This window comes from Streptomyces shenzhenensis (genome assembly GCF_003688995.1).
Classification (GTDB): domain Bacteria; phylum Actinomycetota; class Actinomycetes; order Streptomycetales; family Streptomycetaceae; genus Streptomyces; species Streptomyces shenzhenensis_A.
The window spans coordinates 195,397-204,954 of record NZ_PENI01000017.1 but is presented as its reverse complement, the minus strand read 5'-3'; the positions used below and the strand labels follow the sequence as shown (position 1 = coordinate 204,954).

At 67.9% G+C, this 9,558-nt stretch carries 10 protein-coding genes and 2 pseudogenes; 5 read left to right on the top strand and 7 right to left on the bottom strand.

Going from position 1 to position 9,558, the window contains the following annotated elements; genetic code table 11:
• A pseudogene (locus CTZ28_RS47765) lies at nucleotides 1-247 on the bottom strand (hypothetical protein); the annotation flags it as partial.
• Nucleotides 248-1,030: 783 nt separating this feature from the next.
• Here CTZ28_RS47765 and CTZ28_RS25615 point away from each other — a divergent pair.
• The 4 genes and pseudogenes from CTZ28_RS25615 to CTZ28_RS46645 all read left to right on the top strand — a co-directional run bounded on the left by CTZ28_RS25615 (nucleotide 1,031) and on the right by CTZ28_RS46645 (nucleotide 3,230).
• Nucleotides 1,031-2,185, top strand: coding sequence for a helix-turn-helix domain-containing protein (locus CTZ28_RS25615; protein WP_121892037.1), 1,155 nt, complete (start codon nucleotides 1,031-1,033; stop codon nucleotides 2,183-2,185).
• A 50-nt stretch (nucleotides 2,186-2,235) separates the two neighbouring features.
• A pseudogene (locus CTZ28_RS49645) lies at nucleotides 2,236-2,326 on the top strand (DUF6584 family protein); the annotation flags it as partial.
• Nucleotides 2,306-2,887: a hypothetical protein gene (locus tag CTZ28_RS25610; protein WP_259471799.1), complete on the top strand. Its 582-nt coding sequence runs from the start codon at nucleotides 2,306-2,308 to the stop codon at nucleotides 2,885-2,887. The pseudogene CTZ28_RS49645 and the gene CTZ28_RS25610, both read left to right, overlap by 21 nt.
• Before the next feature lie 37 nt (nucleotides 2,888-2,924).
• A complete protein-coding gene (locus CTZ28_RS46645) occupies nucleotides 2,925-3,230 on the top strand; it encodes a hypothetical protein (RefSeq protein ID WP_147481201.1) in 306 nt (101 codons plus the stop codon).
• 167 nt (nucleotides 3,231-3,397) lie between these two features.
• Here CTZ28_RS46645 and CTZ28_RS46640 read toward each other — a convergent pair whose 3' ends face one another.
• The 5 genes from CTZ28_RS46640 to CTZ28_RS25580 form a co-directional block, all read right to left on the bottom strand.
• Nucleotides 3,398-4,084 (bottom strand): hypothetical protein, encoded by a 687-nt coding sequence (locus CTZ28_RS46640; protein ID WP_147481200.1) that lies wholly within the window; start codon nucleotides 4,082-4,084, stop codon nucleotides 3,398-3,400.
• Between the two features lie 559 nt (nucleotides 4,085-4,643).
• Complete coding sequence (locus tag CTZ28_RS47195; protein WP_183154577.1) at nucleotides 4,644-5,327, bottom strand: site-specific integrase; 684 nt, start codon at nucleotides 5,325-5,327, stop codon at nucleotides 4,644-4,646.
• A 21-nt stretch (nucleotides 5,328-5,348) separates the two neighbouring features.
• Nucleotides 5,349-6,044, bottom strand: coding sequence for a site-specific integrase (locus CTZ28_RS25595; protein ID WP_121892035.1), 696 nt, complete (start codon nucleotides 6,042-6,044; stop codon nucleotides 5,349-5,351).
• A 283-nt stretch (nucleotides 6,045-6,327) separates the two neighbouring features.
• Complete coding sequence (locus CTZ28_RS25585) at nucleotides 6,328-7,359, bottom strand: SMP-30/gluconolactonase/LRE family protein (RefSeq protein ID WP_147481199.1); 1,032 nt, start codon at nucleotides 7,357-7,359, stop codon at nucleotides 6,328-6,330.
• Between the two features lie 380 nt (nucleotides 7,360-7,739).
• Nucleotides 7,740-8,018: an LLM class flavin-dependent oxidoreductase gene (locus tag CTZ28_RS25580; RefSeq protein ID WP_121892033.1), complete on the bottom strand. Its 279-nt coding sequence runs from the start codon at nucleotides 8,016-8,018 to the stop codon at nucleotides 7,740-7,742.
• 119 nt (nucleotides 8,019-8,137) lie between these two features.
• On the opposite strand from CTZ28_RS25580, the gene CTZ28_RS25575 reads away from it, so the two are divergent.
• Nucleotides 8,138-8,752, top strand: a complete 615-nt coding sequence (locus CTZ28_RS25575; protein WP_121892032.1) for a TetR/AcrR family transcriptional regulator — start codon at nucleotides 8,138-8,140, stop codon at nucleotides 8,750-8,752.
• Between the two features lie 266 nt (nucleotides 8,753-9,018).
• Here the strand turns inward: CTZ28_RS25575 and CTZ28_RS25570 are convergent, their stop codons facing one another.
• On the bottom strand, nucleotides 9,019-9,321 hold the full coding sequence (locus CTZ28_RS25570; protein WP_259471801.1) for a GNAT family N-acetyltransferase: 303 nt from the start codon (nucleotides 9,319-9,321) through the stop codon (nucleotides 9,019-9,021).
• Nucleotides 9,322-9,558: the final 237 nt, after the last annotated feature.

Sequence of the window (9,558 nt, the reverse complement as noted above, 5' to 3'; positions counted from 1 at the left end):
GCGGACTCGTCGTCCGCTCCCCCTCCCGGACCGCACCACAGGAGTCCCGCAGGAGAAACAGATGCGGGCCGTGCGGGTCCGGCGGCATACGGGAGCAGACCTGGCACATCATGTTCAGCATCGCCCGACGCTGCCGGTAGGGGTGGACGTTCCGGAGCTGTGGGCTGCCCCGGCGCCGCTTCGGCCGGAGGGCGTACCGGGCCCAGAGCACATCGAAGCTGTCCCGGTCGTACGGCGTCTCATCCACGTACCCGATCCCCGGGACCACGCGGCGGCGGGTGACCGGACACGACAGGAGCCTTTCCTCACTCCATCCGGCGATGTACGGGACCACACCTGGCGGTGCCGGAGGCAACACGATCGAGAACCTTCCTGTGTCGAGACGAGAGTGACGGCCCGGCACACCGCAGGGCATCCCGGGGTCGGGTGTGCCGGGCCGGCCCTTCGGCCCCCGCGGGGGAGAGCCGGGAGCGGGGGACCGGCGGGCGTAGGGGGCTCCGGTCGCTCCCTGGGGCGTGAGCGACCGGAGTCGGTCATGGGGTCGGGGGCGTCGAGTTGAAAGCGGACCACCTGTGAGGCGGACGGGTCTTGCGCTGTTCCACGGAGGTCACCGCTCCGCCTTCGGGGCGCAGTACGTGTGCCAGTACGCCACCAGCGGAGAAGCGTCAGGGCGGGCCAGCATCCCCCGGCGGCACGCCTCAAGGCTCTTGATCGGATTACCGCATGACGGACACGTTTCACCCGGCGGGGCGTACGTCGTGTATTCCATCTGCCGCGCGTCGTTGCCCCCTCCGGCCCGCTCGGGACTTCGCGGGAGTCTGGTTGTAGCTTTGGGCACTGTCGTCAACCCCTTGATGGTTGGTGACCAAGCCCCCGGACGTTCGCCCGTCGCGGGGGTCTTCCGTTGTCATGAGTCAACGCCCCATCAGCCCCGCCGACTTGCACACTTCTTGCACAGACGCCGACGGGTTGCACGTGCGTTTGGGACCATGGGACGTGAGGACGTCACCGAGCGGGGAAGACGCAAGGTATGAGCGCTACGCAGGTACCCGGACCAGGCGCCAACGTCGCTGCGCGCCGGAAGGAACTCGGGCTGAGTCAGGTTGCCCTGGCCCGTAGGGGGAGCATGTCGGTATCCCTTCTCAGCAAGATCGAGGTAGGGGACCGGGCACTTACCCAGGGCGTGGGCGCCGCCCTTGCTCGCGCAATGAACCTCACCCTTGATGAATTGCTGGGCAGCGCCCCGGAAGCGAACCTGAATGAACTCAACTGGGCTCTTCGGCGATTCGATGTTCCAGGTGAGCCCCCGGAGCATCCCGAGAGGCTTCAGCAGGAAGCCGACGAGCTGAACAAACTCCGATGGAATACGGAGCTTTCCAAGGTTCTCCGTAGGCTTCCTGGAACCCTCACGAGAGTTACCAACCATGCCCATCTGACGGGCGAACCGAAAGCATGGGGCTTGGTCGCGGACGTATACAGCGTCATTTATTGGCTGGCCGCTCGCCACAGGTGGATGCATCTTGCCGAATTGGCGACGCTAAAACAGCGCATGGCAGCCGAGAGGGCGGACCCGATTGCGGCAATCGTCGCAGCGCGGGACGACGCGGGTACGTTCCTGAACGCCGGCGACTTTGCTGGTGGACTGGCCATCATTGACCGGGCCGTCGTTCAGGCAGAGTCGATGCTCACCGGACGGGACCGCGCCTACGGTCTCGGCATTCTCCACCTGCGAGGCCTGACCCTCGCCGGGCGCCTGAAAGACAAGCAAACGACTGACCGGCATATCGAAGCGGCATGGCGTGCGGCCGAAGGATTCCCGGAAGACATCGCCGAGCACGGAATCCATTTCGGCCCTGAAAATACGGCCACACATGTGATCTCCACCGCATCGGATATGGATCAGCACCGCCGAGCGCTGGATACGGCGGACGACCTGATCAGGGGCGGTATGTCTCTTCCGGCAACCCGTGTCGGACCTCTGTACATGAACCTTGGCCGCTCCCAGCTCGCACTCGGTGACCAGGATGGGACCTTGGAAAGCCTGGAGAAGGCTTGGGGAATCGCTCCCGAGATGGCAGCCGTTCACCCAACATCATTGGAACTCACCCGCGTTCTGATCTCCAAGCACAAGAGGAGCAATGAACGGCTCACCCGGATCGCAGAAAGGTCCGGTATGCGCATCTGAGCCATAAGCGAGACCCCCTTCGACAGGAAACGCTGCCGGCCGAGTCCTCGTCGCGCCAGCGCCTGCGCGGGCTGGTGTCGTCCTTTCCGAACGACCTGATGCTTCGCCGGCGCCTGGCCGTTGTATCGCCTGTACGGAGAGCAGGGCTGCGACGCGCTCGCCGACCTGTACGCAGAGACCGTCGACGAACTCGCCCAGCAGCTGGTCCTCACCGGGGTCGGCGGGCCGACCGGGTGGCGGCGGACCGCGGTGGCCACGGAGCGGGAGCTGCAGTCCGGCGGTTCGTCCTTCCGGCGGCCGCGCAGCGAGATGGACTTCGAGCTGGAATGGGCGGACCACGCCTATGACGCGATCCGCGCTGACGCACAGCTCGGCCGGGTGGCGCAGACCGCGGCGTCGCACGGCTATTCTGCGGCCGACATCAATCAGATCTACAACCACCTGTTCGTCGAATCGCATCAGCTCGACGCGGGAATGCTGCGATTCGACGCCAATCCGCGTATCGCCAGGGCCTGGGAACGCTTCCAGAACGGAAATCCGCATCCCAGCGATTTCGATCTGCTCGCGCATGAACTGTACGAGTCGAACTGGATGCGTCAGCACGGCGACCAGAACTATCGCCGCGCCCATCAGGCGACCCTGGACGCCGGCCACACCTGGGACGAACATGCGCCTGCGGCGGACGGTATAGGGTTCAGGTGATCAAATCCCTGGCGCGAGCGAACTGGTGGGAATCCCCGTGACAGCATCACTGACGTGCAGGAAGATCCGATCTCTCGAAGCGGGATTCGTCTACGCCTGGGAAACTGCAGAAGGTGTCACCGGGAACATCCTGATCAACCCGGAGGGATCAGTCGCCCGCCCCTGCACGCTCGAGGGAACAGCCCTCGGTGACATGCTCCTCGACAAAAACGTCGGGAATGTGGAAAATCCAGACCCGGACCCGAAGCTCCGCCGTGCTTTCCTGATCGCGGCATCGGCGATCTTCCAGGAAGGGGAGCGGCAGGGACGACTTCCTGACAAGATCACGCGCACCTACTGGTAGGCGCCACGTCACCACCCGAGAGGCCGTGCTCTCCCCAGAGCCCGGCCTCTCGGCATTCCACTGGGGGATGTGCTTCGGCTCAGTGGACGTCCCCCTGCGGAGTTACTCCAGCCAGGGGCCAGACGCAGGCAGGACGGCGATGCGGCGCTGGACGGACGTCTTCTTCTTCAGCTCGAGGTTTTCGTAGTAAGAGGTTCGCCGTCACGGTGGCGAGCGCGTCGAGCTTGCCCTGGGCGTTCCACTCCCTCGGCACTGAACTCCAGGTCCGGCACTTGGAGAGCGTGCAGTTCCTCGGAGGTGCAGTCGGTCATCTCGAGCAGAAGCAGAACCCGGAACGGGTGGAGGTCGATCTCCCGAGGGAACAGCACGTGATGCAGGCAGCCCATCAAGCCGATGCCGGGCCAGATGCCAGTTTTTTGGGCGAACTCGCGGATTTCAGGAGGCCAGTTGCGACTCAGGGGAAGGTTGTCCGCCAGTGCCCGGCCGTCCACCAGACCGTGTCGGGTGGCCCAGATCAGATTCGACAGTTCCAGCCAGCCGTGCTCGCGCGGGTCCTGTCCGGCTTCCAGGAGCTCACGCCCTTGGGCTAGCCGCCTTTCCAATGCGCGTACGTCGTTCTGCGCGGCCTTACGCATAGCCACCCGTTCGGCGTTGCTGAACTCGTCCAGGACCTGGCCGGTGGCCTTGCGCACGCCCGGAGGCGCTGCCGCTCGGCGCCGTACCCGTTCGGGCACGTCCAGGTCGCGTTCGGCTCCGTGGCTGAGCAGGGCGAGCAGCGCGCGCTCCAAGCCCCAGGGGCGCCGGGAATGCTCGGGGTATTGCTTCAGAAGGTGCCGTCCCCAGGCGTGGATCAAGGCCGGTAGGTCGATCTGCTCGTCCTCCAGCCGGGCCTGCGCCGGACCGATGCCGTGGGCCGGCAGATGGACATCGAGGAACTTCGCGAACGAGCGGATGGCGGTCGGGTAGCCGTGAACCGTCTTGAGTGCGTTCTTGCGGTGATAGTCGATCCACAGATCCGCGAGCTGTCCGGCCAGGGCGGAACAGGCGAACTCGGACGGGTCGAGTCGCGCGTGGACGGGCGGTCGCGTTGACGGAAGACGATCTCGCGTATCCCGATCCGGTCCGGAGCGGGCTCGGCGGGACAGGACCGTCGAGCACCGGAGGTACCGCGGCGTTCTCCTCGGCGGGGCATCAGCTGTTCTACCGTCCCCCGTGCCGCGACGCGAGTTCCGCGTACGTGCTGTCTTGGTCGTTCCACTCCTTGATGGCCTGCGCGACCAGCAGGTTGGACTTCTTCTTGTACGTCAGGTACCGCATCGTCGATTCTGGGCGGCGGTGCCCTAGGGCCTCTCGTTTGGATCATGCCGGGCTCGCGGGCCCTGGCACCGCGCCTCGCGGCGTTGTCGTCGGTTGTCAGGGCTCCGCCCTGCCGCCCTCCTCCGCCTTGCGATCCACGGCACCAGACCCCGCTCCCTGATCCGGCCTGATCCAAACGAAAGACCCTAGCAGCCGCATGACGGTCAGGAAGGGGTTGCGGGACTGGTGATCGGTTGCATAGGCCGGTACTCGGCCTGAGCGGGCGTACTCCTCCGCGTCCTGCTTGCGTAGCAGCTCGGTGAGCAGTTCCAGCATGTAGACCGCGAACGTGTGCCGAAGATCGTGAATCCGGACCTGGTGCGACATCTCCAGTCCAAGATCGTGCTCCTTGATGATCCGCAGCGTGCGCGCGTGCGCGTCGAGGAATATCTGCTCCCACCTCTGGCTGGTGAGCATCCGTCCGTGGCGGCCGACGAACAGGGCCATCGGCTCCAGCCCGTGCTCGCCCTCAATCATGGTCCGCTGCCGCAGCTCCGCGTCCATCGCCTTGACGCTCCAGGTCCGGCGCCTTCCGTGCTCGACGCCGCGCAGTTTCATCTGGCGCGTGTTGACGTCGTCGACGACGAAGAACTCCTCGCGGCGACGCCACAGGTTCCTCGATGCCCTGCGTACCGTGGCGGCGCGCTCGGTCCGCCGGTACCAGTCGATCTCCCGCAGCGTCGCATCCTGGATCTCGATGGTCCGCGGCAGACCGAACTTGGCGATGGCCTGGAGTTCCACTTCCTTCGCGGTACCGTCGCGTCACGGTGGGCCGACCTCGATGTCGAGCAGGGCCCGGAACTCACGCAGCCGCAGGCCGGTGGTGATGGAGAGACTGCCGGCTGCGCTGTCGCGGAGCGTGTGCGCGGACCGGAACGACGGGTCGGCCGTGCCATTCGGGAGCAGTCCGCGAAGTCCGACCTGGTCCAGGAAGCGCCACTGCTCGTACGTGAGGTGCCGCACGTCGAGTGCCGCGGTGGCGCCCCAGCTCAGTACGTCCCGACCATTGGGCCGCCGGTAATACGGTCGTCTGGCCAGCAACTTGGCCTCGTCGACGGCCCAGTCGTAGAAGTTACGGATCGTCACACGTCGGCGCTTCCAGGTGGCCGGCGACATGGGCTCGTTCCGGTGCTCGGTGCAGTGCTCCCGGTAGGCGAGCAGATCGTCCTCCGTCGCGGACAACACGTCGCTCGGCGGGTCGAGGCTCTCCAAGAAGTCGCTGTAGTCAAGGAAGTTGTAGGTGTAGTCCTGCAACGACTTCGCCTTGAGCGTCTTGGCCAGGTCGAAGAAGAAGGAGCAGTGAGGCTCCAAGGGCCGCATGTCCGAGCCGAGGAAGAACGGCGTGCCGTCCTTGAGCGCTCGCTCGCGGGTCACGTATCGCAGGCCGTCAAGGTCGATGTCGTCGAGTGCCGTACCGAAGCGGCGGACCTTGTCGCGGGAGGCAAAGAAGTAGTCCACAGGGCTCCTTGAGACAAGTGAGGAATCCCGAACCCAACCGCTCTCCGGACACAAAGGAACCCTCCGCGAAGGGAGGGTGAGACAGTCTCAAATGCTCGGCCTAACCGCCGGGCAGCAACCACTTGCGCAGGGCGCGGTGTTCGATGGTGAGGACGCGGCCGTCAGGGCGGGCCAAGGCAGGCTCGTGGGTCGATGCTGACTGCGGCGTGGTCCGCGCTGGTGGCCCACGTGCGGTGCCGCGGGATGGACCACCGCTCGGGGTGGCCCTTCCCGCAGGGACGTGTCAACGTCGGCGCAGCTTGGCGAGCATCAACGTCGGGTCGTTTCCGGCCAGGTTTGCGCCGTTTGTCACATAGGCTCGATTTCCTTGTACGGCGACGGCCGTGGTGCCCTGCATGCCGCCTTCGGCGTTCAGCAGGGTCTCCTGGGCGCCGTTGGTGCTCACCCGCACGAGCTTGCTGGCCTGGTTGATCGCGGCGAGGATCTCGGTGCCCCGGCCGGTGAAGTCGAAGTCGTCGATGCCCTCCAGCTGCGTGGCCCGGACCGTGGCGCGGCCGGAACCGCCGTCCTTGGTCACCGGGATACGGACGATGGTGCCCTGGTCGGAGTTGCCGGCCCACACGGCGCCGTCGTGGATCTTCATGCCGTTGGCGCCGAAGAAGCCGTTCGGCGCCAGGGCCGGGTCCGCCGACCACACGGAGGCCTCGCCGCCGCGCAGCGGGGCCTGCCAGATGCGCCCGCCGGTGGAGTCGGTGACGAGGAAGCGGTCCCGCTTGCCGTCGATGACCAGTGCGTTCGGGAAGCTGTCGGCGGGCAGCGGTACGACGAGCCGGGGCTCACCGGAGCGACGGACCTGCCAGATCCCGGTCAGCCCGCCCTGCCCGGAGGAGTAGAGGAAGTACACGACGCCGCTGTCCGACCGGGCGACCCCGGTGACCCCGGGGGTCCCGACTACCGGGGTGGTGGTGCCGCCGCCCGGAGGTAGCGGCATGGTGGCGAGTACCTGGACGGCTCCGTCCTGCGCGACCCGCACCACCTGGCGGGCGTGGATCATGCCGATGACCACGCCGCCGCCGGGCTCCAAGGCGATGCTCTCGGCGACCTGGCCCGCGGCTCGATCGAAGTGGGCGAGGACGCGCACGTCGCCCAGACGGGTGCCGACGGCGTGGTCGGGGTGTGTCGGGGAGGTGGCCAGGACCGCGGTGGGGGCCGGGGTCGCGGAGGCCGCGGGAGCCGCGGCGACTGCGGCGAGCAGGGCAGCGAGGCCGAGCGTGGCGGCGCGCCGCCGCAGCCCGGTGGGTCGGTAAGGGGACATGGTCTTCCTTTCGGTCATGTCGGTCATGCGATGGAGGGGGTCCTGGAGAGGACGGGGCGTCCGGTGGCCCGCACAGGACCGTTGGGCGCGTGCCGATGGTGGCGGGCCGGCTCCGGACGGGATGGAACGTTCCTGGCCGAGCACCGTCGGCAGCTGGGGTTGCGAGGCCGCGGCGCTGCCCGGCGCGGGTGAGCGCACCGGCGTACCGGGCGGCCCGTTGTCGGTGCCCGCCATCCGGGGGCGGACTGGAAGGACGCGCTCTGTCCTGCCGGCTCGGCGAAGGTTTCCACGTCCGCTCTCCAGGCCACGAGTAGGGCTTCGCGGTCCGCGACGAGTGCGGTGGCGACGGTGTGGATGGGCTGCTACCTCACGGTGTGCTCCTACTGCGCCGCGACGAGCGGAACGTGGTTGGGCAGCATGTCCCCACCGGCTCCGACACGGATCCGTGAGGTCGCTGCGGCGATGGCACCGACCGTGATCGCGGGCGCCGAGCTGCCGACGCCGGGTGCGTCGTGGTGCTCGGCCATCCGGTAGCGGACGTAGCCGAGACGTTCGGCGTGCTGCGCGACCGCGATCGTGTCGGTGAACGCCGACTCAGGGGTGTGGCCGATGAGCGTGGTGTCCAGCACGGAGGGCTGGACGGGTGGGATGACGGACACGGTTCTCCTTCCACCTCACCATCGCGGACTGTATCGCTTAGTACAGAAGACTTGCGGCAGACTGTATCAGCAAGTACAGAATCTCTGTACTGTGAAGTACAAAACAGGGAGGAGGCTCCATGGGGCACACACCGACCACCGCACGGGGTCGCGCGACCCGGAAACGCATCCTTGATGCGGCAGCGGACCTCATCCAGCGGCGTGGTGTCGCGGCGGTGACGCTGGACGATGTCGAACGCGCCGCGGGGGCCGGTCGCAGCCAGCTCTACCACTACTTCGACGACCGCGACGACCTCATCCGCTCTGTCGTGCATTCCACCGTGGACACGGTGCTGGCCGCGCAGGAACCGCTGCTCCTGAAGGTCGACTCGCTGGCCGGCATCGACCGCTGGTTCGACGCAATCGTGGCCAACGGAACGCGGCAGGACGCGGTGGGCGGCTGCGCGATCGGCTCGTTGGCCAGCCAGCTCAGCGGCCGGGACGACCTCGCCCGCCAGGCGTTCGTGGACGCCTTCGCGCGCTGGGAGGCCCCCCTCATCGCGGGCCTGCAGCGGATGCAGGAGTCCGGCGAGCTGTGCCCAGACGCAGATGTGACGGAGCTGGCCGACCTGACCATGGCCGCGATTCAGGGCGGCCTCCTGCTGGCGCAGGTCCGCCGCACACCGGACCAGCTCCGTCTCGCCCTGCGTGGCGCGCGGGCGGCGCTGGAGGACGCGCTCACACCCCTGCCCTGAACGTGGTTCACCCGGCGTTCGGCGGGGGGGCGACCCACCACGCCGCCCCGGGTTCGAGGGGGGCGCCGACCCCGTCAAGGATCCTCGCCAATTCGGGTCACGGTCCCGAGGCCGACGGAACGCGGATTCGCGTACGGCAAGGAGATCGGCGTACGGCCGTCCTGGCGCGAGACCGGCACTGCCGGGGCGTCCATGACGCCCTCCTGGTCACCCGCGTCGCCGACCGGGGTGCACCGGTGGCGGGGACGGGGGCAGGGCGTGGTCGGTCAGAGCGCGCGCAGCGCCTTGCGCATGACCGTGCAGGGTCGGCCGTGTGCGCGGTCCGGCCGGCGGTCGATCACCTCGTACCCCAGCGCGGTCCAGAAGGCGAGGCCCTTGGGGGTGTTGTCGGGGACGGCGAGCCGGACCGCGGTGCGTCCCGCCGTGCGGAAGCGTTCCTCGGCCAGTGCGGCGAACCGCCGTCCGTACCCCCGGCCCTGCACCCGGGTGTCCACCATCAGCGGCCCGATCCACGGGTCCGGATCGTCCGGATCAGGGTGCCGGGCGAGGGTGGCCGCGACGCCGACCAGCCGCCGCTGTTCGCCGCGCGCGGCAGCACCTCCGCGTCCGGATGCGTCAGTTCGCCGGCCAAGGCCGCCGCCACCTGTTCCGGCCGCACGTTGCCCGGGTCCGGAAAGGCGCCGCTGAGGGCGTGGAAGTCGCGGTGGGAGGCGTACCGGGCGGTGTGTCTCTTGCCGGGCCCGGGCCGGGGCTGGTTTCAGGTGGCCCGGGGCTGACGCGCGGCCGGGCCCGGAGCAGGGTGCACC

What these genes read in the sequence shown, in the direction of transcription:
- CTZ28_RS25615 (WP_121892037.1), top strand. Translation starts at nt 1,031, where the DNA reads ATGAGCGCTACGCAGGTACCCGGACCAGGCGCCAACGTCGCTGCGCGC.
- CTZ28_RS25585 (WP_147481199.1), bottom strand. Translation starts at nt 7,359, where the DNA reads ATGTCCCCTTACCGACCCACCGGGCTGCGGCGGCGCGCCGCCACGCTC.
- CTZ28_RS25575 (WP_121892032.1), top strand. Translation starts at nt 8,138, where the DNA reads ATGGGGCACACACCGACCACCGCACGGGGTCGCGCGACCCGGAAACGC.